Below are 25,835 nucleotides of genomic sequence, written 5' to 3'. Positions count from 1 at the left end.
TACCGCCCCAGCATGAACGCCCCACAACGAAAGCAAAGCCTTCAGCTCGATGCGCACGGCCGCCTGCGCCACCTGCTGACGCTGGAAGGCCTGCCGCGCGAACTGCTGCTGCAGGTCCTCGACGAGGCCGAAGCGCACGACAAGGCGCTGCGCGGCCAGCGCAAGAAGCAGGACGCCCTGCTCGGCCGCACCGTGATCAATCTGTTCTTCGAGCCGAGCACGCGCACGCGCACGACCTTCGAACTGGCCGCCACACGCCTGTCGGCCGACGTGCTGAACCTGCAGGTCGCCGCCTCGTCGACATCCAAGGGCGAGACCCTGTTCGACACGCTGAAGACCCTCGAAGCGATGCAGGCCGACATGTTCGTGATCCGTCACGAATCGTCCGGCGCCGCGCACTTCTTCGCCGAGCACGCCGCGCCGGGCGTCGCCATCCTCAACGCCGGCGACGGCCGCCACGCGCATCCGACGCAGGGCCTGCTCGACCTGTTCACGATCCGCCGCTACAAAGGTGGTGCCGGGGAGTCGGGCAGCGACTGCTTCGCCAAGCTGACGGTGGCGATCGTCGGCGACGTGCTGCATTCGCGCGTCGCGCGCTCCGACATCCACGGCCTGCGCATCCTCGGCACCCGGGAAATCCGCGTGATCGCGCCGCCGACCCTGATCCCGGCCGGCATCGAGGACATGGGCGTCAAGGTTTTCCACGATCTCGAGCGCGGCCTCGACGGCGTCGACGTGATCATGCTGCTGCGCCTGCAGAAGGAGCGCATGCTCGGCGCCTTCCTGCCCTCGCCCGGCGAATTCCATCGCGACTTCGGCCTGACGCGGGCGCGGCTCGCCAGACTCAAGCCGGAAGCCATCGTCATGCACCCGGGCCCGATCAATCGCGGCGTCGAGATCGAAGGCGACGTCGCCTACGGTCCGCGCTCGCTGATCCTGCAGCAGGTCAGCCATGGCATCGCCGTGCGCATGGCGGTGATGTCGATGATTCTCGGCCGCCCCGCCGAAAGCGCGCCGCGCCGGAGCCGCCGATGAGCCGCAGGACCGACGACTGGTCGCCGGCGCGCGCCGCCAAGCCGGCGCCGCCGGCATCCGGCTCGCTGCTGATCCGCGGCGCGCGCGTGCTCGATCCCGGCAACGGCTTCGACGGCATCGCCCACGTCGGCGTGCGCGACGGCCGCATCGAGCACTGCAGCCACACGCCGCCGAAAGCCGCCTACGACCGCACGATCGACGCCAGGGGCCTGTGGCTGATGCCCGGCGTCGTCGATCTCTGCGCGCGCTTCCGCGAACCCGGCCAGACGCACAAGGCCAGCTTCGCCAGCGAGGTGCCGGCGGCGCAGGCCAGCGGCATCACCACCGTCCTGCTGCCGCCCGACACGCAGCCGGTGATCGATTCGCCGGCCATGCTGCTGCGCGTGCAGCGCATCGCCCGCCAGACCGGCGGCGTCGACGTGCGCGTGCTCGGCGCGCTGACCAAGGGCCTCGGCGGCGAAGCGCTCGCCGAACTGTCGGCGCTGAAGAGCGCCGGCGCCAGCGGCGCCAGCCAGGCCCTGCAGCCGATCCGCGACATGCTGGTCGCGCGCCGCGCGCTCGAATATGCGCACGGCCTCGGCGTCACCGTGCACGTGTTCGCGCAGAACGCGGCGCTTGCCGCCGGCGGCTGCGCGCACGAAGGGCCGGTCGCCACGCGGCTCGGCCTGCCGGCGATCCCGGTCGCCGCCGAAGTCTCCGGCATCCGTTTCTGGATCTCGATCATCGAGGACACCGGCGCGCGCGTGCACTTCTGCCGCCTGTCGACGGCGCGCGGCGCGGAACTGGTGGCCCTGGCCCGGCAGCGCGGCCTGCCGGTGACGGCCGACGTCGCCGCGCACCAGCTGTTCCTCACCGACGTCGACGTCGACGGCTTCGACGCGCGGTGTCACGTGATGCCGCCGCTGCGCTCGGCCGCCGACCGCGACGCGCTGCGCGCCGCCGTCGCCGACGGCACCATCGGCGCGATCTGCTCCGATCACCAGCCGCACGAGGCCGACGCCAAGATCAACCCGTTCCCGATGACCGAGCCAGGCATCTCGGCGCTGGAGACGCTGCTGCCGCTGACCCTGGCGCTGGTGCACGAAGGCGTGCTGACGCCGCTCGCCGCCGCCGAGCGCCTGAGCCTGGGCCCGGCGCGCATCGCCGGCCTCGACGCCGGGCGCATCGAGCCCGGCCTCGGCGCCGATCTCGTGCTGGTCGACGCCGAGACGCCGTGGACGCTGCGCGCCGATCAGCTGCGCAGCGCCGGGCGCAACACGCCCTTCGACGGCCGCGCGCTGCGCGGGCGCGTGATGCGCACCATCCATCGGGGACATGAGGTTTTCGCGCGCTAGCGCTTCAATGTCGCCGCCGCGCGCGGTATATAGTTCAGGACATTCGCCCGCGGGGGGCGCTGGGAGAAGATATGGCTCGTGTCATGATCGTGGACGACTCGCCCACGGACGTGCAGAACCTCAAGGGCATCCTGCAGAAGGCCGGACATCAGGTGATCGAGTCGGCCTCCGGACAGGATGCGCTCGAGCGCGTGAAGAGCGAGAAACCGGAAGTGGTCATCATGGACGTCGTCATGCCGGGCGTGAACGGCTTCCAGGCGACGCGCACGCTGTCCAAGGACCCGGGCACCGCGCACATTCCGGTGATCGTCGTCAGCAGCAAGAGCCAGGAAACCGATCGCGTGTGGGCACTGCGCCAGGGCGCGCGCGAATACCTGGTCAAGCCGGTCCGCGAGAGCGATCTGCTCGCCAAAATCAAAACCGTGCTCGGCGAATAAGCCGCTGGCACCCGCACGCTGGGGATCTTCATGGCGGACATATCCGCGACGCGACGCGCGCTCGGCACTCGCCGCGAGACCATGCTGCTCAGCAGCGCCGTCGTCCTGATCATCATTGCCGTCGTCTGTTTCTTCCTGTCGCAGCGCACCAAGGGCAGCGAACAGACCTGGATCGACCTCGCCCACTCGCTGTCGACGCACATCGGCGACATCGGCAAGGTCAGCGACGAAGTCGGCCGCGGCAGTCCGCCGGACTTCCTGGTGCTGGCGGCGCGCGTCGAGGACGTCGACGCCACGGTGCAGGCGCTGGCCAGCGGCGACGGCGACGCCGGCATCGCGCCGGCGCCCGGTTCGGTGTCGAGCGAACTGGATGCCGTGACCAAGGCCTGGAAGTCGACCAAGGAGGCGGCGCAGGTCATCGTGCAGACCGAGGCGCCGTACAAGAAGGCGGCCGCCGCCGCGGCGGCGATCGCCGAGGCCATCCATCCGGCCGACCCCAACAGCAAGGGCCTGTCCGACGCCTACGAACAGGCCATGCAGCGACTCAGCCGCGGCGGCTCCGCCGAGCAGACGGCGCGCGCGGCGCAGCAGGTCGTGCGCCTGGAACGCATCGCCAGCGACGCGCGGCGGGTGCTCGGCGAAGGCCGCGACGCGCAGGGCATCGCCAATGCGCTCGGCGAGGAATTGCGCGTCTTCAATGCCGACAATGAGGCGCTGCTCGGCGAAGGCTCGGCCGGCGGTGCGGCGCGCACCGCGCAGGATCAGCTCAGCGGCTTGCGCGCCGCCGTGGCGACGATCGTCGAGACGGCGCCGGCGCTGGGCCAGATGCAGGCCGCGGCCGCCGGCCTGAAGTCGCGCGCCGCCAACGTCATCGCCACCGCCGGCGAACTCGAGCAGCGCCTGATCGACACGCGCACGCGGCAGCTGGTGCTGCCGATCGTCGTCTACGTGGCCGGCGGCCTGGCGGTGCTGGCGCTGATCGCCTTCGCCGCGCTCTATGCGGTCGGCGCACGCAGCCGGCTGCAGAACGCCGAGGATCGCGACAGCAAGCAGCAGCAGGCGATTCTCTCGCTGCTCGACGAGATCACCAACCTCGCCGACGGCGATCTCACGGTGGACGTCACGGTGACCGAGGACTTCACGGGCGCGATCGCCGACTCGATCAACTACACCGTGCAGAACATGCGCAATCTGGTCGGCACCATCACCGCGACGTCCGACGACGTCGCCAACGCCGCCTCGAGCACGCAGGACACGGCGCTGAAGATGTCGGAAGCCTCCGAGCGCCAGGCCAAGGAAATCACCGCGGTGACCAACACCATCGCCGCGACCGCGCAGTCGATGCAGCAGGTGGCGAGCCAGGCCGAGAAGCTGGCGCAGCAGGCGCAGACCTCGGTGCAGATCGCCCACGACGGCGCCGGCACGGTGAACCGCACGATCCTCGGCATGAGCGCGCTGCGCGAGCAGATCCAGGACACCTCCAAGCGCATCAAGCGCCTCGGCGAGTCCTCGCAGGAAATCGGCAACATCATCGAATTCATCAACGACATCGCCGAGCAGACCAACACGCTCGCCCTCAACGCCTCGATCCAGGCGGCGATGGCCGGCGAGGCCGGGCGCGGCTTCGCGGTGGTCGCCGACGAAGTGCAGAAGCTCGCCGAGCGCGCCGCCGCCGCCACGCGCCAGATCGAAACCCTGGTCAAGACCATTCAGGCGGATACGCAGGAAGCCATCACCTCGATGGAGCGCTCGACGCAGAACGTGGTGGTCGGCGCCAAGAACGCCGAAGAAGCCGGCCAGGCACTGACCAAGGTCGAGACGTCCTCGCAGGATCTTTCCAAGCTCATCACCGACATCGCCAACTCGGCGCGCAACCAGTCGGCTGCGGCGACGCGCATCGCCGGCACCATGCAGATCATCCGCGACATCGCCGTGCAGTCGTCGGGCTCGGCCAACCAGACCGCGCGCGCGGTCGGCGAATTGACCACGCTGTCGGAAAAGCTGCGCGAGTCGGTGGCCGGCTTCAAGCTGCCCGATCAGGAATACAGCTGACGCGATTCCCAGGCGTCGCAGGCATGCACGAAGCGGGGACCCGACCGCAGCGCCGGGTTTTCTTGTTTGTGCAGCCAGTACAAAAGATGCCTGTTCTTGCTACAAAAATCGACCTTTGCGGCGGTTGCGCGGGCTTCCGGCCTCTCCTACCATTTGCCGCCCCGCCCCCGGCAGCCGCGCCACGCCGCGGATCATTCCGCCATTCTCCGGTTTTTCCGTCATTTGAGGAATTTGCATGAGCTTTCAGGCCGATCTCGAAAAGCTTCTCGGGCTTCAAGGCGTCTCGTACAAGTACGAGTTGTCCAAGTCCGAACTTTTCCACGAAGCGATCGCCAATGACCGCGGCCGCGTGCGGCGCGACGGCCCGAGCAACGAACAGAAGGCTTACGCGACCCAGCTCGGCGTCAACGGCCCGCTGGTCTATTACACCGACCCGGACTGCACCGGCCGCCGCACCAAGGACACCTACGCGGTGAAGTGGCCGGAAGTCGCCGACGAGATCTGGTTCAAGGCCGACCTCAATCCCTACGACCCGGACCAGTACCAGGGCCTGCTCAAGCGCGTCATCGCCCACCTCAACGCGAAGCGGGCGACGCTGTACGTGAAGGACGTGTTCATGGGTTCGGACCCCGACTTCGCGGTGCCGTACCGCTTCGTCGGCGAGTACGCCACGCACGCCATGTTCGTGCACAACATGTTCCCCAAGAACCTCAAGGGCGTGAAGGACGTCGACGCACGCCGCTGGACCATGCTCAACGCACCGAGCTTCGTCTGCGAGCCGGAGCGCGACGGTTGCCGCGCCGAAGCGGCGGTGATCATCGACACGCGCAACAGGATCTGCCTGGTCGCCGGCCGCGCCGACTACTGCGGCGTCAACAAGAAGACCATCTTCACGGTCGGCAACTATCTGCTGCCGAAGGACGGCCGCCTGTCGATGCACTGCTCGGCCAACGTCGGCGCCAAGGGCGACGCGGCGATCCTGTTCGGCCTGTCCGGCACCGGCAAGACCACGCTCTCCGCCGACGCCTCGCGCCGCCTGATCGGCGACGACGAGACGATCTGGTCGGACAACGGCCTGTGCAATCTCGAGGACGGCTGCTACGCCAAGCTGATCAATCTCGACAAGGACGCCGAGCCGGTGATCGCCGCCGCGCTGTCGAAGCCCGGCACCATCATCGAGAACGTGCCGCCGCTGCCCGGCAAGCGCATGGAGGAATGCCATCCGGACGCGCTCGACCTGTTCGACGACTCGATCGCCGAGAACACGCGCTTCAGCTACCCGCTCGACGCCAATCCGAACGTCATGCCGAACGGCCAGGGTCCGCATCCGCAGACCATCGTGCTGCTGACCGCCGACGCCTTCGGCGTGCTGCCGCCGATCGCGATCCTCGAACCGAAGGACGTCATGTACCACTTCGTGTCCGGCTTCACCGCGCGCGTCGCCGGCACCGAGGTCGGCATCACCGAGCCGACGCCGACCTTTTCGGCCTGCTTCGGCGGCCCGTTCATGGCGCAGAAGCCGAACGTCTACGCCAAGCTGCTCGCCGACAAGATGGAGCACCACAAGGCGCGCTGCATCCTGCTCAACACCGGCTGGAGCGGCGGCTCCTACGGCGTCGGCCAGCGCATGTCACTGAAGATCACGCGCGCCTTGCTCAACGCCGCGCTCAACGGCGAGCTCGACACGGTCGAGACCGAGACGCATCCGATCCTCAAGCTGAAGATGCCGAAGTCCTGCCCGGGCGTCGACAGCGCGATCCTCAACCCGCGCAACACCTGGGCCGACAAGGACGCCTACGACGCGACCGCCACCAAGCTGCGCGACATGTTCCGCGACAACTTCCGGAAGAAGGGCTTCGCCGCGTTCGGCATCGAAGAGCGCATCTGAGCCCGGCGCGACGTCGCAACAGCCCCCGCCCCGCGGGGGCTTCTTTTTGGGCGGCGGCGATCCGCGTGATGCATGTGCGCGCGGCGGTGCCGCATGCGCGACGCATGCGGTATCGTGTCGTCATGGACACGGTCAACCGCATCTTCTGCATCGGCAAGAACTACGCCGCGCACGTCGCCGAACTCGCCCATCTCGGCCACAAGACCGACGGCGAATGCGTCATCTTCATGAAGCCGGTGTCGGCGATCGTCGAGGAAGGCGCGCCCGTCGTGCTGCCGAAAGGCCGTGGCGAGGTGCATCACGAAGCCGAGCTGGTGGTGCAGCTGACCGGCGGCGGCCGCGACATTCCGCGCGAGGAAGCGCTCGACTGCATCTCCGGCATCACGCTCGGCCTCGATCTGACCCTGCGCGAGCTGCAGACCGAGCTGAAGAACAAGGGCCTGCCCTGGGAACTGGCCAAGGCCTTCGACGGCTCGGCACCGCTCGGCGAGATGCGGCCGTATCTGAACCAGGATCTGCAGCAGCTGGAGTTCAGCTTGCACGTCAACGGCCGCCTGCGCCAGCACGGCAGGACCGCCGACATGCTGTTCCCGGTCGCGCAGCAGATCAGCATCCTCTCGCAGACCTGGGCGCTCGAACCGGGCGACATCATCTTCACCGGCACGCCGAAGGGCGTCGGCCCGCTCAAGGCCGGCGACGAACTCGTGCTCGAAAGCCGCGGCATCGGCCGCTTCCGCTGGATGTGCGCGTGATGGAACCGAAACCGCCATTCTCCAAGCCGCAGCTGTCCGCCGCCGCGCACATGACCTGGCGCAAGGCCGCGTCGATCTTCATCACCGGCCTGCTGGCGATCCTGCCGATCCTCGTCACCATCAGCCTCGTGCTGTGGCTGATCGGCGCCGCCGAAGCGGTGTTCGGCGGCGTGCTCAGCGTGCTGCTGCCGGGCGGCCTCTACCAGCGCGGCATGGGCCTGGTCATCGCCATCGGCCTGATCTTCTTCGTCGGCCTGGCCATGCAGGGCATCGTCTCCAAGCAGGTGCTGGTGTGGATCGACCAGCAGCTCAACCGCATTCCGCTGATCAAGACCATCTACGGCGCGGTGCGCGATCTCACCGACCTGGTGTCGAACTCGGGCGGGCAGAAGCTCGGCCGCGTCGTCATGCTGCAGTGGCCGGGACAGCCGATGCGCCTGGTCGGCTTCGTCACCGTCGAAGACCTCAGCCGCTTCGCCATCGCCGCCGAGGAGGACTGCGTCGCCGTGTATCTGCCGATGAGCTACCAGATCGGCGGCTACACCGTGTTCGTGCCGAGAAAATGCCTGACGCCGCTCGACATGACGCTGGAGGACGCCATGCGCTTCGTGATCACCGCCGGCGTCTCGCGTTCCGACCACGGCCCGCGCGGCACGCCGCCGATCCCACCGACGCAGTTCTGAAACGCGCGCCCGCATGACGCGCGCGCGCACGCTGCTCCTGCTGTCGGCGCTGTATCTCTCGCAGGGGCTGCCGTACGGCTTCTTCTCGCAGGCGCTGCCGGTGCTGATGCGCGAGGCCGGCTATTCGCTGGTCAAGATCGGTGCCAGCACGCTGCTGTTCCTGCCCTGGTCGCTGAAGTTCCTGTGGGCGCCGTACATCGACCGCTACGGCACGCGCAAGCGCTGGCTGTTCGCGCTGCAGTTCGGCGCCGCCGCGGTCGCGCTCGGCATGGCGACGCTGGAACTGTCGGATTCGCTGCGCTTCGTCTTCGTCGCCCTGTTCCTCTTCAACCTGCTGGCGGCGACCCAGGACGTCGCCACCGACGGCCTCGCCGTGGTGCTGCTGGCGCCGCGCGATCGCGGCATCGGCAACGCCATCCAGACCGGCGGCTACCGGCTCGGCATGGTGATCGGCGGCGGCCTGCTGCTGTGGGTCTACACCATCGCCGGCTGGCGCTTCATGTTCGTCGCCATGGCTTTGATGCTGGCGCTGCTGCTGCTGCCGGTGTTCAGCCTGCGCGAACCGCTGAAGGCGCCGGCCGGGCCGGCGCCGGGCGCGCTGGCGGTCGCCGCCACCGGCTGGCAGCGCCTGCGCCGGCCCGGCATCGCGCTGCTGCTGGTGCTGCTGTCGTTCTTCAAGTTCGGCGATTCGATGGGCGCGGCGCTGGTCGGGCCGTTCATGAAGGACAGCGGCCTCACGCTGCAGCAGATCGCGCTGATCAAGGGCACCGTCGCCTCGGTCTGCGGCCTGGTCGGCGCCGTGCTCGGCGGCTGGCTCGCCTGGCGCCACGGCCGGCGCGTCGCGCTGCTGTTCGGCGGCCTGACGCAGACCGCCGCGCTGATCGGCTACGCGCTCGCCGCGCTCGGCCTCGGCGGCGCGTTCAACTTCGGGCTGATCGTCGGCGCCTGTATTGCCGAGCACGTGCTCGGCGGCGCGGCGACGGTGGCGCTGTTCACGCTGATGATGGATGCCGCCGAGCCGGAACACGCCGGCACCGATTACACCCTGCTCGCCTGCACCGTGATCCTCGCGCAGGGTTCGGCATCGATCGCCGCCGGCCTGGTCGCGCAGCACGGCGGCTACGCGCTGCTGTTCGCGCTGAGCACGGTGTTGTCGGCGGCCGGCTGCCTGACGCTGGTCGCCGCCGTCGATCGCCGCGCCGGTCCGGCGCGCCTGCAGGCGGTGTGGCGTTCACCGCGGCCAATAGCGGCCGGCCCAGGCGCTCCCGCAGCTTGATTGCAAGTCGAGCGCGTCGCCCTCGCGACGCAGCGAGTAGCGGCACGAGGCGTCGGCCGCATCGTCCGGCAATAACCATTCGGCGTCGCCCTCGCGCCGACGACGGCCGGTCAGCACCGGCGGCGGGCTCGCGCCCGGCGGCGCCGCGAGGCGGAAGCGGCCGTCGTCGCTCAGCTGCAGCTCGAAGTCCTGCGCGGAGCGATAGTGGCCGGCGGCGAAGCCGGACGGCGGCGCCGGGACCTGCGCGGCCGGCGGCATCGGCGCGGCGGCGCGCGCTTGCGCCGCCTCGGCGCGGCGCCGTTCGCTCTGCCCGGCCCGCGCTTGCGCCAGCGCCGCGCCTTGTGCCTCCGCCTCTGCCTCCGCTTCGGCCGTGGCCGGTGGTGGTGGTGGTGGTGGCGGCGGCAGCGCTTCGCGCGGACGCGCGGCTTGCGGCGCGACGACAATGCGCTTCTCGCTGCGCGGCGCCTCGGCCCGTGCCGGCGGCGCCGGCGCGGCAGCGAGCGTGTCCGGCGCACTCGCGCGCAGGCCGGCTGCTTCGCCCGGCGCGGATTTGGCCTGCGCGACGATGGCGGGCGGCGGCGCTTCGCGCTGCACGCGGCTGACCAGGCCGACGCTCAGCAGCAGCGTCGCGGCGATCGACAGCGGCAGGCGCCAGCGCCGCGCGGCGCGGCGGCGCAGCGCCGGCGGCGTGACGGCGGCGCGCGCCTGCGCCAGCACCGCCGCGTCGAGCGCGGCGGGCGCCTGCTCGGTCGACGCCGCCCGATAGCGCGCGCGATGCGGCCCGCCGCCGGCGAGGAACTCGTCGAGCTCATGATCATCGGGCGGTCGGCGGTTTTCAGGGCCAGACATCGGCAAGCTCCTGTCGCAACTTCGCCAGCGCATAGCGCAGGCGCGATTTCACGGTCTCGCGGCCGACGCCCTGCTGGCGCGCGATCTCTTCCAGCGTCAGGCCGCCCTCAGCCTGCAGCAGGAAAGCGCTGCGCTGCTCGGCGGGCAGCGCGGCGATGGCGCGACGCAGGCGCCCGGCCTGCTCGGCCTGGCCGGCGCGCGCCGCCGGCGTCGCCTGCTCCGGCGCCGCGAGTGCCGGCTCGTGCGCATCGAGATCGTCGTGCGGACGCTGCGCGCGCCAGTGATCGATCAGGCGATGCTGCGCCAGCGTGTACAGCCAGGTCGCGAAGCGTGCCTGCGGGCGATAGGTGGCGCGCGCGCCGATCAGCCTGGCCCAGACGTCCTGGAACAGTTCGCCCGCCGTCGCCTCGTCGCAGCCGTGGCGCAGGAAGTAACGCCACAGCGCGTCCTTGTGGCGGCGGTACAGCGTCTCGAACGCCGCCATGTCGCCGCCGGCGTAACGCAGCATCAGGCCCTCGTCGGCGAGAGCGTCGGCGGCGGCATCGTCGGCGGGCGGCGGCGGCATCGCCGCATCATCGGCCAAGCCCGCCGTCGCCGTGAAGTCCGCCGCGGCGCTCTCAGTCACGGCCGGCCGGTGTGCGCGCGGACAGGCTGTCGGCGAGAGCGACGTTCTGCAGGAAGTCGCCGAGATCGCCGCCGGCATCGGCCGTCGCCGCGCCGCGCGCCAGATCGACGATCTGCGCATAGCCGTAGCCTTCGAGATAGCGGCCGCCGCGCAGACGCTCGCCGAAGGCGGCGACCGCCGCCGACAGGCGCAGCGCCGGGCTCGCCGCGGCGAGGCTGGCGCGCGCGTCGGCAAGCCGCACCGGCTGCTCGATCAGGCGACTCCGCGTCTCGTCCGGCCGCTTGTAGCGCAGGCGCACGAAAGCGACTTCGCCTTGCGTGCCGGCGTGCGTGGCGGCCGGCGCGCCGTAACGCAGCGCCTCGATGCGCTCGCCGCCCTCGCCCGCCAGCGCGATCTCGTACAGCGCCGTCACGCCGTGACCGGCGCCGATGTCGCCGGCGTCGACCTGATCGTTGTTGAAGTCCTCGCGCGCCAGCGCGCGGTTCTCGTAGCCGATCAGGCGGTATTCGCGCACCACGGCCGGGTTGAACTCGACCTGCACCTTCACGTCGCGCGCGATGGTCAGCAGCGTCGCCGCGCGCTGCGCGACGAGCACCTTCTGCGCCTCGCGCAGCGAATCGATATAGCTGTAGTTGCCGTCGCCGGCATCGGCGGCCTGCTCCATCAGGTGATCGTTGTAATTGCCGGTGCCGAAGCCGAGCGTGGTCAGCGCGATGCCGGTCCGGCGCTTGTCCCTGACCAGATCGAGCAGCGATTCGAAGCGCGTGATGCCGACGTTGAAATCGCCGTCGGTGGCCAGCAGCACGCGGTTGTTGCCGCCCTTGATGAAGGCCTTCTCGGCCTGCTGGTAGGCGAGCGTGATGCCGGCCGCGCCGGCGGTGCCGCCGCCGGCCTGCAGGCGGTCGATGGCCTGTTCGATCGCCGCTGTCTGATCGCCCGGCGTCGGTTCGAGCACGAGCTGCGTGCCGCTCGCGTAGGTGACGAGGCTGATGCGGTCGCGCGCCGTGAGCTGGCGTGCCAGCAGCTTCAGCGAGGACTTCACCAGCGGCAGCTTGTCCGGCGATTCCATCGAACCGGAAACGTCGACGAGAAACACCAGATTCGACGGCGGCAGCGGCCCGTTCGGCCGATAGCCCTTCAGCGCCACGCGCAGCAGCCGCGTCTTCGCGTTCCACGGCGTCGGCGCAAGTTCGGCATGCACGGCGAACGGCAGGTCGGTCGTGGCGGCCGGCGCGTCGCCGTAGTCGAAGTAATTGATGAACTCTTCGACGCGGACCGCATCTTCCGGCGGCAGGCGACCTTCGTCGAGGATGCGCCGCGTGTTGCTGTAGCTGCCGGTATCGACGTCGATGCTGAAGGTCGACACCGGCTGCTCGGCGGCGAGGCGCACCGGGCTCTGCGCCGGCGCCGCGTAGTTCTCGCGATCCGCGGGCGGCGGCGGCGCATAGAACGCTTCGGCCACCGGCGCCGCCGTCTTCGTGTAGGCCTGCGCGGTCAGCACGCGCTCCGCTTGCCGGCGCGCGTCGGCGGCCTGCTCGCGCTGCGCGATGACGGCGGCCTCGGCCGCTGCGGCGACGGGCGGCGGCGGTGCCGCGGGCCGCACCCGGCTCGGCGATGGCTCGGTCGTCGAACAGGCGGCAAGAAAGAGGGTCGCAGCGAGGATCGCGACAGCGGTACGGCGCAGGCGTGGCAGGGACATGGCAAGGCGCTCCGTGGGAGTGGCCCTGTCTTGAACGGCGCCGGCCGCCGGATGGGGTTAAGCCTGCCGCAGGTCGTCGCCCGCGGCGCGGCGCTACTTCTTCTTGACCCGCGCCATCAGGCGCCGCTTTTTCTTGATCTGCCGGCCGGTCAGCTCGTTCTTCTTGTCCTTGAACGGGTTGTCGCCGGTCTTGAAGCGCATCAGGAGCGGCACGCCCTTCAGCGCCAGGGCCGAGCGGAACTGATTGGCGAGGTAGCGCTTGTAGCTGTCCGGCAGCTTGTCGGTCTGGTTGCCGTGCACGACGATGCACGGCGGATTGCTGCCGCCCTGGTGCGCGTAGCGCAGCTTGATGCGGCGGCCGAGCACGGCCGGCGGCTGGTGCGCCTCGACGGCGGCGCCGAGGATGCGGTTCAGCTCCGGCGTGGAGAACTCGCGCGTGGCCGCCTCATAGGCGATCTGCACGTCTTCCATCAGCTCGCGCAGGCCGGAGCCGTGCTTGGCGGCGATGAAGTGCAGCGGCGCGTAATCGAGGAACGGCAGCTTCAGCGAAACCTGGTAGCGCACCTGCTCGCGCTCGCCGGTGTTCAGGCCATCCCACTTGTTGACGGCGACGACCAGCGCGCGGCCGCGCTGCGCGATCAGGCCCATCAGCTTGGCGTCCTGCTCGCCGATGTCGTTCTGCGCGTCGACCACGGCGATGACGACGTGCGCGCGCTCGATCGCGTCGAGCGTCTTGACGATCGAGAATTTCTCGACTGCTTCCCAGACGCGCGCCTTGCGGCGGATGCCGGCGGTGTCGATCAGCGTGTACGGCACGCCGTCGTACTCGAAGGGCACGGCGATGGCGTCGCGCGTCGTGCCCGGATGGTCGGCGGCGAGCACGCGCTCCTCGCCGAGCAGGCGGTTGATCAGCGTCGACTTGCCGACGTTGGGACGGCCGACCACGGCGACGCGCACGCTGCCGTCGTCGCGCGGCGGCTCCGGCGCGATGGCCGGCAGCTTGTCGAGCACCTGGCGCAGCAGGAGGTTGATGCCCTGGCCCTGCTCGGCCGACACCGTCATCGGCTCGCCGAGGCCGAGCGCGTAGAACTCGGCGGCGGCCTGCGCGTGCGGCTGGCCCTCGCTCTTGTTGACGAGCAGGGTCAGCGGCTTGCCGAGCTTGCGCAGGTGGCGCGCGATCGCCTCGTCGGCGCCGGTGCGGCCGCGCTGCACGTCGACGAGGAACAGCACGTGGTCGGCTTCCTCGAGCGCCATGCGCGCCTGCTCCTCGGCCAGCGCGGCGAGCGGATCGGCGGACTCCGGCATCAGGCCGCCGGTGTCGACGACCACGAAGGCGCGGCCTTCGAACTGCCCGGTGCCGTACTGGCGGTCGCGCGTCAGGCCCGGCAGATCGGCGACCAGCGCGTCGCGCGTGCCGGTCAGGCGATTGAACAGGGTCGATTTGCCGACGTTGGGACGGCCGACGAGGACGATGACAGGCAGTTTGTCGCTCATGGTTTGCATCAATTGTCGGCCAAGGGCCGGAAACAAGAAAGGCGGGCAGCGCCGGGAGACGCTGCCCGCCTTGCGGCCGCATCGCTCAGCGGATGCGCAGTGCCTCGATGTGGCCCTTGCTCGACAGCACGTAGATCATGTCGTCGCCGACCGCCGGCGCGACGCGGATCGGCTTGCTGCCGGCACGCGTGCGCGCGGCGATATGGCCGTCCTTGAGATCGAGCCAGTGCACATAGCCCTTGTAGTCGCCGACCACCGCGTAGCCCTTGAACACGGCCGGCGCCGACAGCTGGCGGTACTTCAGGTCTTCGTTCTTCCACAGCTCGGCGCCGGTCGTCGGGTCGAGCGCCCAGACCGTGCCGGCCTCGTCGGTGACGACCACCGCGTTGTCGGCGCGCGCCAGGCCGGAATAGCTCTTCACCGAACGCCGCCAGAGAATCTGGCCGGTGTCCTGGTCGAGACAGGCGACTTCGCCGCCGAAGCTCGCGGCGTACAGCTCGCCGCCGTCGGTGAGCAGCGGCGCGTCGATGTCGGTGATGCGCTCCAGCTCGTTGCGGCCGGTCGGCGCGGCGACCACCTGGTCCCAGGCGACCTGGCCGTCGCTCGTGCGCATGGCGACGACGCGGCCGTTGTCGAGGCCGACGAACACGCGGTTGCCGAGCACGGCCGGCGGCGACAGGCCGCGCAAGGTCAGGTTCGGCACCGAGCGGTCGACAGACCACTGCTGCGCGCCGCCCTGGGCGTCGAGGCCATAGATCTTGCCGTCGCCGCTGCGCATGAACACGCGGCTGCCGTCGCCGGCCGGCGGCGACAGCGCCTCGCTGGACAGGAGCGTGGTCCACAGCGGCGTGCCGTCGGAACGCTTGACCGCGATCACCTCGCCGTCGCGCGTGCCGACCAGCACCGCGTCGCCGGCGACCGTCGGCCCGGCGATCACGCGCTTCCTGGTCGCCGCGCGCCAGATGCGCTTGCCGTCCCTGGGATCGAAGGCATAGATGCGGCCGTCGATGTCGGCGCTGAACAGGGCGTCCGGCGCCAGCGACAGATCGAGTTCCGTGTAGAACTTCTCGCCGCCGTCACCGGCCGAGGCAGTCCAGGCGGTGTCGAGATGGATCGCCGGATGGCTGATGTCCTTCAGCTCGGCGGGCTTGCGCAGGTTCTTGCTCGAGCAGGCCGCGAGCGCCAGGCCGGCGACCAGGACGAGCGCGACGGCGAGCGGCCGATGCCGCGTCGCCGGCGTCACGACTGCACCACGTCGGTCAGATCGTCGAGCTTGCGCTGCAGCAGCTGGCGGCTCGGCTGGTCTTCCGGCGTCGCCGTGAAGGCCTTCTCGTAGGCGCTGCGTGCCGCGGCGCGGTCGCCCTGGGCGAGCTTGATGTCGCCGCGCAGCTCGTCGTAGAGCGGTGCGAAGCTGCCGGCGTCGCCGTCGAGCGTCTTCAGCGCCTCGTCCGGCTTGCCCTGCTGCCACAGCACGCGCGCGGCGCGCAGCCGGGCGATCTGCTGCAGGCCATCGTCGTGCGCATGCTCGCGCACCCACTGCAGGCGCGTCGCGGCATCGTCGAGCCGGGCATCCTTGACCGCGGCGGCGGCGAGACGCAGCTGCGCGCCGGCGGCGTACGGGGTATCGGCGTAGTCGGCGACCAGCTTGTCGGCGAGCGGCCTGGCGGCGTCGTTCTTGCCGTCGGCGATCGCCTTCTTGAGGTCCTCGTACATCTGCGAGGCGTTGGCGGCGCGCTCCGCCTTGTGGTTCTGCCAGCCCTCCCAGCCGAAGATCGCCGCCAGGCCGATCACCAGGCCCGCCGCCAGGGCCGGCCAGTTTTCCTTCCACCAGGTCTTCAGCTGCTCGGCTTGCGCTTCGTCGTCGTAGTGCGTCGTCACGGGGAATCGGATCTCTGGATGAAGAACGGATGGGGCGGCGGCGCCGGGTGGCGGTGGCGGTCTACCGCCTCACAAGACCGGCGAGACGGCCCGCCAGTTCCTGCCATGCCACGAATTCGGGGGCGGCCGGCGCTTCGGTGCCGGCACGCGGCGCCCCTTCACGGAGCGATTTTACTTGAACTGTGCGCGCCTCGATTTCGGCGTCGCCGACGATCAGCGCCAGCGCCGCGCCGCTCTTGTCGGCGCGCTTGAGCTGCGCCGCCAGCTTGCCGCCGCCGGCGTGCAGCACCAGCCGCAGGCCGGGGATCGCGTCGCGCAGCTGCTCGGCGAGCTTGCGCGCCTCACGCTGCGCCGCCTCGCCGAGCCAGCAGAAATAGACGTGCGCATCGCCGCGGTCGGTCGGCACACCGAGCGCCTTCTGCAGCAGCAGCAGGCGTTCGACACCGCAGGCCCAGCCGACCGCGGGCGTCGGCGTGCCGCCGAGCTGCTCGACGAGGCCGTCGTAGCGGCCGCCGGCCAGCACGGTGCCCTGCGCGCCGAGCTGCGTCGTCGTCCACTCGAACACGGTGCTGGTGTAGTAGTCGAGACCGCGCACCAGGCGCGCGTTGACGCGATAGGCGATGCCGAGATCGGCGAGCCCCTGCTGCACGCCGTCGAAATGCGCGCGCGCCGCGTCGTCGAACACATCGAGGATGCTCGGTGCATCGGCAAGGACTTTCTGCGTCTCCGGCGACTTCGAGTCGAGCACGCGCAGCGGATTGCTGTGCATGCGGCGCTTCGAATCGGCGTCGAGCGCGGCTTCGTGCTTCTGCAGGAAGCCGATCAGCGCGGCGCGATAGCGCGCCCGCGTGTCGGCGCCGCCGAGCGAGTTCAGCTCCAGGGTCAGGCCGCTCAGGCCGAGGCGCTTGAGCAGGCGCGCGGCGACGGCGATCGCCTCGACGTCGGCATCGGCGCCGGCGATGCCGTAGCACTCGAGCCCGAGCTGGTGGAACTGCCGGTAGCGTCCGGCCTGCGGACGCTCGTGGCGAAACATCGGCCCGGCGTACCAGAGACGCTGCTGCTGGTTGTGCAGCAGGCCGTGTTCGAGGCCGGCGCGCACGCACGACGCCGTGCCTTCCGGGCGCAGCGTCAGGCTGTCGCCTTCGCGGTCCTCGAAGCTGAACATCTCTTTCTCGACGATGTCGGTGACCTCGCCGATCGAGCGCTTGAACAAGGCCGTGTGTTCGAGCAGCGGCAGGCGGATCTCGCCATAGCCGTAAGCCGCGAACACCTCGCCGGCGATGCGCTGCAGCTGCTGCCAGGCCGCGGCGTCGGCGGGCAATACGTCGTTGAATCCGCGAACGGACTGGAAAAGGTTCGCCATGATCGTTCAGTGCTGCGCGGGTTCGACGCCGGGCTCGGCGCTCAAGGCCTTGGCGGCCTTGCGCGCGGCGATCTTCTCGCGCACGAGCTTTTCGAGCGTGTCGACCAGCTCGGCGTTGTGCGCCTTGTGTGCGATCTTGCCGTCGACGTAGATGGAATTCGGATAGCCGCCGGCGACGCCGATCGCCGCCTCGCGCGCTTCGCCGGGGCCGTTGACGACGCAGCCGATCACGGCGACGTCGAGCGGCTCGTCGATCTCGTCGAAGCGCGCTTCGAGTTCCTGCACCGCCTTGATGACGTCGAAGTTCTGCCGCGAGCACGACGGGCAGGCGACGAGGTTGATGCCGCGCGAACGCAGGTGCAGCGACTTCAGCATGTCCCAGCCGACTTTCACTTCCTCGACCGGATCGGCGGCCAAAGAAACACGAATGGTGTCGCCGATGCCGTCGGCGAGCAGCATGCCGAGGCCGATCGCGCTCTTCACGCTACCCGCGCGCGCGCCACCGGCCTCGGTGATGCCGAGGTGCAGCGGCTGGTCGATCAGTTTCGCCAGCTTCCGGTACGCGAACACGGTGAGGAAGATTTCGCTGGCCTTGAGCGAAACCTTGAAGTCCTCGAAGTTGTGGCGCTTGAGGATGTCGATGTGGCGCAGCGCGCTTTCGACCAGCGCGTCGGCGTTCGGCTCGCCGTATTTCTCCTGCAGCTCGGCCTCGAGACTGCCGGCGTTGACGCCGATGCGGATCGGGATGCCATGGTGCTTGGCGCAGGCGACGACTTCCGACACCTTCTTGTCGGAGCCGATGTTGCCCGGGTTGATGCGCAGGCAGTCGGCGCCGGCTTCGGCGGCGGCGAGGCCGCACTTGTAGTTGAAGTGGATGTCGGCGACCAGCGGCACATAACCGACTTCCCTCTTGATCCTGCCGAAGGCCTCGGCGGCCGCCAGCGTCGGCACCGAGACGCGCACGATGTCGGCGCCGGCCTTCACCGCGGCGCGGATCTGCGCGACGGTCGCGGCGACGTCCTCGGTGTCGGTGTTGGTCATCGTCTGCACCGAGATCGGCGCACCGCCGCCGACCGCGACGCGGCCGACGCGGATCTGCCGCGACACGCGGCGCACGATCTGATGGTGGCTGGTCATCGCCATGGCGGCGTCCCTCCGGATTCCTTAGGGCGACGGCGCGCCGAGCGGCAGCGTCAGTCGCGCCGTCGCGTTGTCGCGCGTGTACGGCTTCAGGTCCACGGTCTTGCCTTCATAGCTGACGACCACGACCGGCGCGGCACCGATGAACAGATCGAACGGCGGCTTGCCGTCGAGCTGGCGGCGTTCGCCGGCGCCGACCAGGCCGTTGAGCAGGGTGCGACCGTTGGCGTCGAGCACACGGATCCAGGACTGGCCGCTGAAGCTGATGAGCAGCGGGCCGCTGCCCGCCGGCGCCGTGGCGGGCGCAGCGGCCGGCGTCGCGTTCGCCGGCGCCTCCTCCGCGGGCGTCGTCGCCGTCGTCGGGGCGGCGGCACTCGGCGCCGACGGCAACGTTTCGACGGGCGCCGCGTCGCCGCCCTCGACCGGCGTCGGCGACGGCGCGGACGGCGCCGACGCGCCGGACAGCGAACCGCCGAGCACCTCGCTGCTGATCATCTTCGGCACCGGCGTCGTCGCGCCGCGCAGCCACCACAGGGCGGCGCAGACGGCGATCGCGACGAGCACGAACAGCACGCCCATGGCCGTCGGCAGGCGGCTGGACGAGCCGAGTTCGGTACCCGACGCCAGGCGCAGCTTGGCCGGCGCCTGCGGCGGCTTCTGCGTGACGCGCGCCGCGTAGGCGTCGATCAGCATCTTCTCGTTGAGGTTGAGGACCTTCGCGCACTTGCGGTAGTAGCCGCGCACGTAGACCGGCTCCAGCAGCGCGCCGAAATCGTCGCGCTCCAGGGCCTCGACGGTCGCCCGCGCGAGCTTGGTATGCGCGGCCAGATCGTCGACCGAAAGATGCGCCGCCTGACGCGCCTCGCGAATCATCGCGCCCGGCGTCACCTCGCTGGCGGCGGCTGCGGCGGCGGCTGGGACGGGGGCCGGGGCGGGAACGGGCGGGTCGGTTGGTTCGGTGCTCATGGCTGCCAATCGGAAAACGTGGCGGCTTCCTTGGATTCCGGGAATTCCTGGACGATGCGACGCGCGAAATCACGCGCGCCATCGCGGTCGCCAAGGGCCATCTCGGTACGGGCGGCGATGCTCAGGAGTTCCGGCGTCGCCTGGGTCTTCAAATCGTAGCGCTGCAGGAAGGCGCGTGTGCGCAGGAAATCCTGCTTCTCGTAACTGAGGATCGCCATCTGCGCGAGCGCGTCGCGATCGTCTGGCTTGAGGCGCAGCGCCTCGCGGAAATCGCGCTCGGCCTGCTCGGGGCTGGATTTCTTCGCGCAGATGCCGGCATTGGTCCAGACCTGCTCCGGCGTCGGATAGCGGGTGTCGGCGATCACCGCCATGAAGTAGCGCCGCGCCTCCTCCGGCTTGCCGCGCTCGCAGAGCAGCACGCCGAAGTTGCTCTTCACCGTCGAATCGTTGTCGTCGAGCGCCAGCGCGCGGCGGTATTCCTTTTCCGCCGCCGCCGATTCGCCGCGCGTCTGGTAGATCACCGCCAGCGCCGAATGCGCCGGCGCATAGCTGCCGTCCTGCTCGATCGCGCGCTGCAGCTTCTCGACCGCCAGATCGTACTGGCCCTGCCGCGCGTAGTTGACGCCGAGCTGCGTGTTGACCTGCGCGGCATTGCGCTGCTCGGCGCGCTGCGCCGCCGTCGTACAGGCGGCGAGCGTCGGCAACAGCAGACACGACAGCCACGCGCGGAATGTCATTGCACGGTCACCGCAATCCCGCGCAGACGATTCTTCTGCTTCGACTCGACGCGGCCGACGAGCTGCCCGCAGGAAGACGCGAGCGCCCGAGCAGGGGCCCCGCGCAGCGGGGATGCGACCAGCGAGCGGCTTGGCGGCCTGCGGCTCATCGCGCCACCACCGGAATCCCGCGCAGGCGGTTCTTCTGCTTCGACTCGACGCGGCCGACGAGTTGCCCGCAGGCCGCGTCGATGTCGTCGCCGCGCGTCTTGCGCGTCGTCGCGAAGACCTTGCGCTCGCGCAGGATCTTGGCGAAGGCGGCGATCGCTTCCGGCGTGCTGCGCCGGTACGGCGCGCCGGGAAACGGATTGAACGGAATCAGGTTGACCTTGCCGGCCATGCCGCCGAGCAGCCTGGCGAGCTCGCGCGCGTGCTCGGGCCGGTCGTTGACGCCGTCGAGCATCACGTATTCATAGACGATGTGTGCCTTGCGATCCTTCTCCGCGGTGTAACGGCGGCAGGCGGCGAGCAGCTCGGCGATCGGATACTTGCGGTTGATCGGCACCAGCTCGTCGCGCAAGGCGTCGTTCGGCGCGTGCAGCGACACGGCGAGCGCGGTGTCGACGTCCTCGCGCAGGCGGTCCATGAACGGCACCAGGCCCGAGGTCGAGACGGTGACGCGACGCTTGGACAGGCCGAAACCGAAATCGTCGAGCAGGATGCGGATCGCGCTGAGCACCGCCGCGTAGTTCGCCAGCGGTTCGCCCATGCCCATGAAGACGATGTTGGAGATGACTCTTTCGTTCTGAAAATCGCCGCCCAGCGTGCGCGCCGCGAACCACACCTGGGCGATGATCTCGGCGGTCGTCATGTTGCGGTTGAGGCCCTGCTGCGCGGTCGAGCAGAACGAACAGTCCATCGCGCAACCGACCTGCGAGGAAATGCAGAGCGTGGCCCTGTTTTCCTCGGGAATGTAGACGGTCTCGATGGCATTGCCGCCATCGAGGCGCAGCACCCACTTGCGCGTGCCGTCGGCCGACACCTGCTCGGTGACGAGCTCCGGCGTGCGGATCACGAAGTGCTGCGCGAGCCTGACGCGCAGCTCCTTCGAGATGTTCGACATGTCGTCGAACGAATCCTTACCGCGCCGGTAGATCCACTGCATGATCTGGTCGGCGCGGTACGGTTTCTCGCCCATTTCCGCAAAACGCGCGCGCAGCTGCTCGCGGTCGAGTCCGAACAGATTGATCGGCGTCGAGGCCGTGGCAGAGCTGGCGGCGGCGGTGGTCATGGGTTTACAGCTGCACGTCTGGCCGATGACTCAGCGCGTGCGCGGGCAGAGCTCGGTGACGCGGAAGAAGTAGCTGATCTCGTTCCGGGCGTTCTCGAGGCTGTCCGAGCCGTGCACGGCGTTCTCGTCGATCGAGTCGGCGAAGTCGGCGCGAATCGTGCCGGCGGCGGCCTTCTTCGGATCCGTGGCGCCCATGATCTCGCGATACCTGGCCACCGCGTTCTCGCCTTCCAGCGCCATCACCATGACCGGGCCGCTGGTCATGAACTTGACGAGGTCCGGGAAGAACGGACGCTCCCTGTGCACGGCGTAGAAGCCTTCGGCTTCGCCGGGGGTCATGTGCTTCATGCGCGCGGCGATGACTTTCAGGCCGGCACTCTCGATGCGGGCGATGATCTGGCCGATGGCGTTCTTGGCGACGGCGTCCGGCTTGAGGATCGAGAGGGTACGTTCAACCGACACGGTGAAACTCCTTAAAACTGAAGGGGAAATGACGATAGGGCCCCCGACGTGTGCGTCTCGGGCCCGGTGCGTTTACTGAGAAATCAATGAATTATAGCCAGCGCTGCTGCGGCGCGGCAATGAAAACCGAAGCTTGGACGGACAATCGCCGCCCGGCCGGTTCAGACGGCGAAGCTCTCGCCGCAGCCGCACTCCGCCTTGACGTTCGGATTGAGGAACTTGAAGGCCTCGTTGAGGCCGCTCTTCTGGAAGTCCAGCGTCATGCCTTCGAGCATCGGCAGGTGCTCGCGGCGCACGACGACCTTGGCGCCGTGATGCTCGAACACGGCATCCTCGTCCGTCACCTGGTCGGCGTAGTCCATGGTGTAGGCGTATCCCGAGCATCCCGACTTGCGCACGCCGACCCGCAGGCCGAAGCCGCTACCGCGCTTGTCGATCTGCTGCTGGATGCGCCGGGCGGCGCTTTCGGTCAACTGGATGCTCATGAGGGCTGCTTCATCTGCTGCTGCAGGGCGCGAAGGACGTCTTCGCCCAGGAGGGCACAATGGGCTTTGTCGTCGGGGATTTCAAGGGCGTCGCGAATCGCCGCGACGTCGATCGCCGCCCATGCCGCGCGCGGCCGCGCTTCGAGCTGCTCGGCCAGCCATTCACCGACCGCGATCGCGGTCGGGCAGCCATAGGCCCGGAAGCGCGCCCGTGCGACACGCTCGCCGTCGAGTTCGATCTGCAGGCGCAGCACCGAGCGCGTCGCCGCACTGCCGGCCTGGGTGCTCAGCACCTGCGCGCCGTCGAGACGGCCGGCATGCCGCGGCGCGCGGAAACGCTGCCAGATGGGTTCGCGATAGGCATAGACATTGTCTTGCGGATTCATGACTCGCTCCACAGCGGCGACAGCTCGCGCAGGAAGCGCACCGCGGCGATGATCTCCGCCGCCGCCCGATCGATCTGCGCTTCGCTCGTGTAGCGGCCCAGCGACAGGCGCAGCGAGGAGCCCGCGAGCTCGTCGTCGCGGCCGAGCGCACGCAGCACGTAGGAAGGCTCGCGCGTCGCCGACGAACAGGCCGAGCCGCTCGACACCATCAGCTGCGGCAGCATCGCGCGCAGCGATTCGCCCTCGGCGCCGGCGAAGCTGACATTGAGAATGCCCGGCGCGCGCCGATCGGCCGGGCCGTTGAGATGGATCTTCGGCAGCGCCTGCAGCTGCTGCCACAGCCGCTCGCGCAGGCCGCGCAGGCGTTCGCCTTCCTCGACCAGCGCGCCGGCCGCGATCCGGCAGGCCTCGCCGAGGCCGACGATCTGCTGCGTCGCCAGCGTGCCGGAGCGCATGCCCTGCTCGTGGCCGCCGCCGTGGATCTGCGGCGCCAGGCGCGCGCGCGGCCGCTTGCGCACGAACAGCGCGCCGATGCCCTTGGGCCCATAGAGCTTGTGCGCCGACAGCGACAGCAGGTCGATCGGCACGCGCGCCAGATCGACCGGCAGCTTGCCGACCGCCTGCACCGCGTCGACGTGAAAGAGAATGCCGCGCTCGCGCAGCCGGGGGGCCAGCGCCTCGACCGGATTGATCGCGCCGGTCTCGTTGTTGACCCACATCAGCGAAACCAGCGCCGTATCCGGCTGCAGCGCGGCGAGCACCTGTTCGACGCCGACGATGCCGTCCGCCTGCGGCGTGAGATACGTGACGCGCGTGCCCTGCGTCTCCAGATAGCGGCAGGTGTCGAGCACGGCCTTGTGCTCGACGCGGCTGGTGACGACGTGCGCCCCCTTCAACCCGCGGAATTCCAGCGCACCCTTGATCGCCAGATTGTTGGCCTCGGTGGCGCCCGAGGTCCAGACGATCTCGTCGGCACCGGCGCCGATCAGCTGCGCGACCTGCGCCCGCGCCTGCTCCACCGCTGCCCGCGCGCGCCGGCCCAGCGCGTGATCGGACGCCGGATTGCCGAAGTGCGTCTCGGCGTCGAGCCAGGGCAGCATCGCGTCGCGCACGCGCGGGTCGAGCGGCGTGGTCGCCGCGTAGTCGAGATAGATCATGTCGTTCATGACCGCAGCGCCGCTGGCGCCGGCGCCGCCGCGAACGTCGCCAGCAGCGCCAGGAACTGCTCGACCTCGGCCATCGTGTTGTCCTTGCCGAAGCTCACACGGATCGCGCCGGCGGCGATCTCGCGCTCGATGCCCATGCCGAGCAGCACGTGGCTCGGCTCGCCGCGGCCGGAGGCGCAGGCCGAGCCGCTCGACACGGCGAAGCCCTTGCGATCGAGCTGCATCAGCAGGGCCTCGCCTTCGTAGCCGCGCAGCGCGAACTGCAGCGTGTTCGGCAGACGCTCGACGCCGTCGCCGAAGATGCGCGTGCCGGGCAAGGCGCGCAGCCCGGCTTCGAGCCGATCGCGCAAGGCGCGCAGATGCGCGCCGCGCGCTTCGAGTTCCTGTTGCGCGAGTTCGGCGGCGGCGCCGAAGCCGACGATGGCCGCGACGTTCTCGGTGCCGCCGCGCAGGCCCTGTTCCTGCCAGCCGCCGTGATGCAGCGGCAGCAGCTCGACCTCGGCCTTGCGCAGCAGCGCGCCGATACCCTTCGGGCCGTAGATCTTGTGGCTCGACAGGCTCATGAGATCGGCATCCAGCGCCGCGAAATCGACGGCGATCTTGCCGGCCGCCTGCACGGCGTCGACGTGCAGCCAGGCACCGGCCGCATGCACGAGCGTCGCGGCGCGCGCAACATCCTGGATCACGCCGGTCTCGTTGTTGGCGCGCATCAGCGACACCAGGCGAAGCGGACCGCCGGCGAGCTGGCGCTCGAAGCGCGCCCAGTCGACGCGCCCCTCGCCGTCGGTCGCCACCGTCTCCACCTGCCAGCCGCGCGCGCGCAGCGCCTCGGCGGTTTCGAGCACGGCCGGATGTTCGGTGATGCCGTAGAGCAGCCGCGTCGGCCGCGCCGCTTCGCAGACGCCCTTGAGCGCCAGATTGTTCGACTCGGTGCCGCCGGAGGTCCAGATGAGGTCCTTCGGCCGGCCATTGACCAGTGCCGCCACCTGCTCGCGCGCGCGCTCGATGGCATCGCGCGCGGCACGGCCGAAGCGGTGCAACGAGGAGGCATTGCCGTACGGACCCGAGAGATACGGCAGCATCGCCTCGAGCACGCGCGCATCGAGCCGCGTGGTGGCGTTGTTGTCGAAATAAACGGCCACGCCCTCAGCCCTCAGCTAGGACACGCCGCACAGCGCGCAATTGCGAGCCGTGGCGTTCGAGGCCGGGTGCGGCGCGCGATGCCGAATTCGGCGCGCGGTGCAGGTCCCCACCTCCCCTGACCCCTCCCCCCGCGAGCGGGCGGAGGGGGACGGTGATGAAAGTGCGGCGCACGGCTTCGAGCCCTCTCCTCCCGTCGGGAGGAGAGGGTTGGGTGAGGAGGGTGCCGCGGCGCGCGGTGCGGGTGCGGTGCGCGACGCGGGCGCCCACCTCCCCTGGCCCCTCCCCCCGCGAGCGGGCGGAGGGGACGGTGATGAAAGTGCGGCGCGTGCCCTCGAGCCCTCTCCTCCCACTGGGAGGAGAGGGTTGGGTGAGGAGGGTGCCGCGGCGGGCGCTGCGGGTGCGGTGCGCGATGCAGGCGCCCACCTCCCCTGGCCCCTCCCCCCGCGAGCGGGCGGAGGGGAATCGGAGTTGAGAGTGCGGCGCACAGCTTCGAGCCCTCTCCTCCCGCGGGGGAGGAGAGGCTTGGGTGAGGAGGGCGTTGCGGCGCGCGGTACGGGTTCGGTGCGCGGTGCAGGCGCCCACCTCCCCTGGCCCCTCCCCCCGCGGGCGGGCGGAGGGGAATCGGAGTTGAGAGCGCGGCGCGCGGTTTCGAGCCCTCTCCTCCCACGGGGAGGAGAGGGTTGGGTGAGGAGGGCGTTGCGGCGCGCGGTGCGGG

The 25,835-nt window shown here is 70.0% G+C and carries 24 protein-coding genes; 8 read left to right on the top strand and 16 right to left on the bottom strand.

Going from position 1 to position 25,835, the window contains the following annotated elements; all coding sequences use genetic code 11:
* Window positions 1-12: 12 nt before the first annotated feature.
* The 8 genes from K344_RS0109975 to K344_RS0109940 all read left to right on the top strand — a co-directional run bounded on the left by K344_RS0109975 (window position 13) and on the right by K344_RS0109940 (window position 9,457).
* Complete coding sequence (locus K344_RS0109975) at window positions 13-1,035, top strand: aspartate carbamoyltransferase catalytic subunit (RefSeq protein WP_028080550.1); 1,023 nt, start codon at window positions 13-15, stop codon at window positions 1,033-1,035.
* Window positions 1,032-2,369 carry a dihydroorotase gene (locus tag K344_RS0109970; protein ID WP_084197235.1) on the top strand — a complete coding sequence of 446 codons (1,338 nt, stop codon included), beginning with the start codon at window positions 1,032-1,034 and terminating at the stop codon, window positions 2,367-2,369. Before K344_RS0109975 ends, K344_RS0109970 begins: the two co-directional genes overlap by 4 nt.
* A 71-nt stretch (window positions 2,370-2,440) precedes the next feature.
* On the top strand, window positions 2,441-2,806 hold the full coding sequence (locus K344_RS0109965) for a response regulator (protein ID WP_028080548.1): 366 nt from the start codon (window positions 2,441-2,443) through the stop codon (window positions 2,804-2,806).
* A gap of 30 nt (window positions 2,807-2,836) precedes the next feature.
* The gene (locus K344_RS0109960; protein ID WP_028080547.1) at window positions 2,837-4,858 is read left to right on the top strand and encodes a methyl-accepting chemotaxis protein; all 2,022 of its coding nucleotides are present in this window, start codon (window positions 2,837-2,839) and stop codon (window positions 4,856-4,858) included.
* Window positions 4,859-5,093: 235 nt separating this feature from the next.
* On the top strand, window positions 5,094-6,746 hold the full coding sequence (locus tag K344_RS0109955) for a phosphoenolpyruvate carboxykinase (ATP) (RefSeq protein ID WP_028080546.1): 1,653 nt from the start codon (window positions 5,094-5,096) through the stop codon (window positions 6,744-6,746).
* A 122-nt stretch (window positions 6,747-6,868) separates the two neighbouring features.
* Window positions 6,869-7,498: a fumarylacetoacetate hydrolase family protein gene (locus tag K344_RS0109950; RefSeq protein WP_028080545.1), complete on the top strand. Its 630-nt coding sequence runs from the start codon at window positions 6,869-6,871 to the stop codon at window positions 7,496-7,498.
* Window positions 7,498-8,181, top strand: a complete 684-nt coding sequence (locus K344_RS21105) for a DUF502 domain-containing protein (RefSeq protein ID WP_051362097.1) — start codon at window positions 7,498-7,500, stop codon at window positions 8,179-8,181. Before K344_RS0109950 ends, K344_RS21105 begins: the two co-directional genes overlap by 1 nt.
* 13 nt (window positions 8,182-8,194) lie before the next feature.
* The gene (locus tag K344_RS0109940) at window positions 8,195-9,457 is read left to right on the top strand and encodes an MFS transporter (protein WP_028080544.1); all 1,263 of its coding nucleotides are present in this window, start codon (window positions 8,195-8,197) and stop codon (window positions 9,455-9,457) included.
* Here K344_RS0109940 and K344_RS0109935 read toward each other — a convergent pair.
* From K344_RS0109935 to K344_RS0109860, 16 genes are all read right to left on the bottom strand, one after another.
* Window positions 9,413-10,306, bottom strand: coding sequence for a hypothetical protein (locus K344_RS0109935; RefSeq protein WP_028080543.1), 894 nt, complete (start codon window positions 10,304-10,306; stop codon window positions 9,413-9,415). The two genes, K344_RS0109940 and K344_RS0109935, sit on opposite strands and share 45 nt — an antisense overlap.
* Complete coding sequence (locus K344_RS0109930; RefSeq protein WP_028080542.1) at window positions 10,293-10,871, bottom strand: RNA polymerase sigma factor; 579 nt, start codon at window positions 10,869-10,871, stop codon at window positions 10,293-10,295. The genes K344_RS0109935 and K344_RS0109930 overlap by 14 nt, the downstream gene beginning before the upstream one ends.
* 52 nt (window positions 10,872-10,923) lie before the next feature.
* A complete protein-coding gene (locus K344_RS0109925; protein WP_028080541.1) occupies window positions 10,924-12,630 on the bottom strand; it encodes a vWA domain-containing protein in 1,707 nt (568 codons plus the stop codon).
* A 93-nt stretch (window positions 12,631-12,723) separates the two neighbouring features.
* A complete protein-coding gene (gene der / locus K344_RS0109920; RefSeq protein ID WP_028080540.1) occupies window positions 12,724-14,124 on the bottom strand; it encodes a ribosome biogenesis GTPase Der in 1,401 nt (466 codons plus the stop codon).
* Between the two features lie 85 nt (window positions 14,125-14,209).
* Entirely contained in the window at window positions 14,210-15,367 is a 1,158-nt protein-coding gene (bamB, locus tag K344_RS0109915) for an outer membrane protein assembly factor BamB (RefSeq protein WP_028080539.1), read from the bottom strand.
* Window positions 15,364-16,002, bottom strand: a complete 639-nt coding sequence (locus tag K344_RS0109910; RefSeq protein ID WP_028080538.1) for a YfgM family protein — start codon at window positions 16,000-16,002, stop codon at window positions 15,364-15,366. The genes bamB and K344_RS0109910 overlap by 4 nt, the downstream gene beginning before the upstream one ends.
* A gap of 61 nt (window positions 16,003-16,063) precedes the next feature.
* A complete protein-coding gene (gene hisS, locus K344_RS0109905; RefSeq protein WP_028080537.1) occupies window positions 16,064-17,365 on the bottom strand; it encodes a histidine--tRNA ligase in 1,302 nt (433 codons plus the stop codon).
* Window positions 17,366-17,371: 6 nt separating this feature from the next.
* Window positions 17,372-18,502 (bottom strand): flavodoxin-dependent (E)-4-hydroxy-3-methylbut-2-enyl-diphosphate synthase, encoded by a 1,131-nt coding sequence (gene ispG, locus K344_RS0109900; protein ID WP_043114258.1) that lies wholly within the window; start codon window positions 18,500-18,502, stop codon window positions 17,372-17,374.
* Between the two features lie 27 nt (window positions 18,503-18,529).
* Window positions 18,530-19,471 carry a RodZ domain-containing protein gene (locus K344_RS23015; protein ID WP_084197234.1) on the bottom strand — a complete coding sequence of 314 codons (942 nt, stop codon included), beginning with the start codon at window positions 19,469-19,471 and terminating at the stop codon, window positions 18,530-18,532.
* Complete coding sequence (gene pilW / locus K344_RS21095; protein WP_043114246.1) at window positions 19,468-20,208, bottom strand: type IV pilus biogenesis/stability protein PilW; 741 nt, start codon at window positions 20,206-20,208, stop codon at window positions 19,468-19,470. The genes K344_RS23015 and pilW overlap by 4 nt, the downstream gene beginning before the upstream one ends.
* Window positions 20,209-20,353: 145 nt before the next feature.
* Window positions 20,354-21,478 (bottom strand): dual-specificity RNA methyltransferase RlmN, encoded by a 1,125-nt coding sequence (gene rlmN / locus K344_RS0109885; protein ID WP_028080535.1) that lies wholly within the window; start codon window positions 21,476-21,478, stop codon window positions 20,354-20,356.
* Between the two features lie 30 nt (window positions 21,479-21,508).
* Complete coding sequence (gene ndk / locus K344_RS0109880; protein WP_028080534.1) at window positions 21,509-21,940, bottom strand: nucleoside-diphosphate kinase; 432 nt, start codon at window positions 21,938-21,940, stop codon at window positions 21,509-21,511.
* Between the two features lie 161 nt (window positions 21,941-22,101).
* On the bottom strand, window positions 22,102-22,425 hold the full coding sequence (locus K344_RS0109875; protein ID WP_028080533.1) for a HesB/IscA family protein: 324 nt from the start codon (window positions 22,423-22,425) through the stop codon (window positions 22,102-22,104).
* Complete coding sequence (locus tag K344_RS0109870) at window positions 22,422-22,811, bottom strand: iron-sulfur cluster scaffold-like protein (protein ID WP_028080532.1); 390 nt, start codon at window positions 22,809-22,811, stop codon at window positions 22,422-22,424. The genes K344_RS0109875 and K344_RS0109870 overlap by 4 nt, the downstream gene beginning before the upstream one ends.
* Entirely contained in the window at window positions 22,808-23,977 is a 1,170-nt protein-coding gene (locus K344_RS0109865; RefSeq protein WP_028080531.1) for an aminotransferase class V-fold PLP-dependent enzyme, read from the bottom strand. The genes K344_RS0109870 and K344_RS0109865 overlap by 4 nt, the downstream gene beginning before the upstream one ends.
* Window positions 23,974-25,119, bottom strand: coding sequence for a cysteine desulfurase family protein (locus K344_RS0109860; protein ID WP_028080530.1), 1,146 nt, complete (start codon window positions 25,117-25,119; stop codon window positions 23,974-23,976). Before K344_RS0109860 ends, K344_RS0109865 begins: the two co-directional genes overlap by 4 nt.
* Between the last annotated feature and the right edge of the window lie 716 nt (window positions 25,120-25,835).

It is taken from the genome of Solimonas soli DSM 21787 (assembly GCF_000474945.1).
Lineage (GTDB): Bacteria > Pseudomonadota > Gammaproteobacteria > Nevskiales > Nevskiaceae > Solimonas > Solimonas soli.
The sequence above is the reverse complement of the archived record's forward strand: the minus strand, read 5'-3'. Positions and strand labels throughout refer to the sequence as shown.

Coding starts and splice junctions, on each gene's coding strand:
- K344_RS0109940 (WP_028080544.1), top strand. CDS start 8,195: ATGACGCGCGCGCGCACGCTGCTCCTGCTGTCGGCGCTGTATCTCTCG.
- K344_RS0109970 (WP_084197235.1), top strand. CDS start 1,032: ATGAGCCGCAGGACCGACGACTGGTCGCCGGCGCGCGCCGCCAAGCCG.
- K344_RS0109935 (WP_028080543.1), bottom strand. CDS start 10,306: ATGTCTGGCCCTGAAAACCGCCGACCGCCCGATGATCATGAGCTCGAC.
- pilW (WP_043114246.1), bottom strand. CDS start 20,208: ATGACATTCCGCGCGTGGCTGTCGTGTCTGCTGTTGCCGACGCTCGCC.
- K344_RS0109870 (WP_028080532.1), bottom strand. CDS start 22,811: ATGAATCCGCAAGACAATGTCTATGCCTATCGCGAACCCATCTGGCAG.
- K344_RS21105 (WP_051362097.1), top strand. CDS start 7,498: ATGGAACCGAAACCGCCATTCTCCAAGCCGCAGCTGTCCGCCGCCGCG.
- K344_RS0109965 (WP_028080548.1), top strand. CDS start 2,441: ATGGCTCGTGTCATGATCGTGGACGACTCGCCCACGGACGTGCAGAAC.
- hisS (WP_028080537.1), bottom strand. CDS start 17,365: ATGGCGAACCTTTTCCAGTCCGTTCGCGGATTCAACGACGTATTGCCC.
- der (WP_028080540.1), bottom strand. CDS start 14,124: ATGAGCGACAAACTGCCTGTCATCGTCCTCGTCGGCCGTCCCAACGTC.
- K344_RS0109865 (WP_028080531.1), bottom strand. CDS start 23,977: ATGAACGACATGATCTATCTCGACTACGCGGCGACCACGCCGCTCGAC.
- K344_RS0109960 (WP_028080547.1), top strand. CDS start 2,837: ATGGCGGACATATCCGCGACGCGACGCGCGCTCGGCACTCGCCGCGAG.
- rlmN (WP_028080535.1), bottom strand. CDS start 21,478: ATGACCACCGCCGCCGCCAGCTCTGCCACGGCCTCGACGCCGATCAAT.
- K344_RS0109925 (WP_028080541.1), bottom strand. CDS start 12,630: ATGTCCCTGCCACGCCTGCGCCGTACCGCTGTCGCGATCCTCGCTGCG.
- K344_RS0109950 (WP_028080545.1), top strand. CDS start 6,869: ATGGACACGGTCAACCGCATCTTCTGCATCGGCAAGAACTACGCCGCG.
- K344_RS0109975 (WP_028080550.1), top strand. CDS start 13: ATGAACGCCCCACAACGAAAGCAAAGCCTTCAGCTCGATGCGCACGGC.
- K344_RS0109930 (WP_028080542.1), bottom strand. CDS start 10,871: ATGCCGCCGCCGCCCGCCGACGATGCCGCCGCCGACGCTCTCGCCGAC.
- K344_RS23015 (WP_084197234.1), bottom strand. CDS start 19,471: ATGAGCACCGAACCAACCGACCCGCCCGTTCCCGCCCCGGCCCCCGTC.
- K344_RS0109955 (WP_028080546.1), top strand. CDS start 5,094: ATGAGCTTTCAGGCCGATCTCGAAAAGCTTCTCGGGCTTCAAGGCGTC.
- ispG (WP_043114258.1), bottom strand. CDS start 18,502: ATGACCAGCCACCATCAGATCGTGCGCCGCGTGTCGCGGCAGATCCGC.
- K344_RS0109875 (WP_028080533.1), bottom strand. CDS start 22,425: ATGAGCATCCAGTTGACCGAAAGCGCCGCCCGGCGCATCCAGCAGCAG.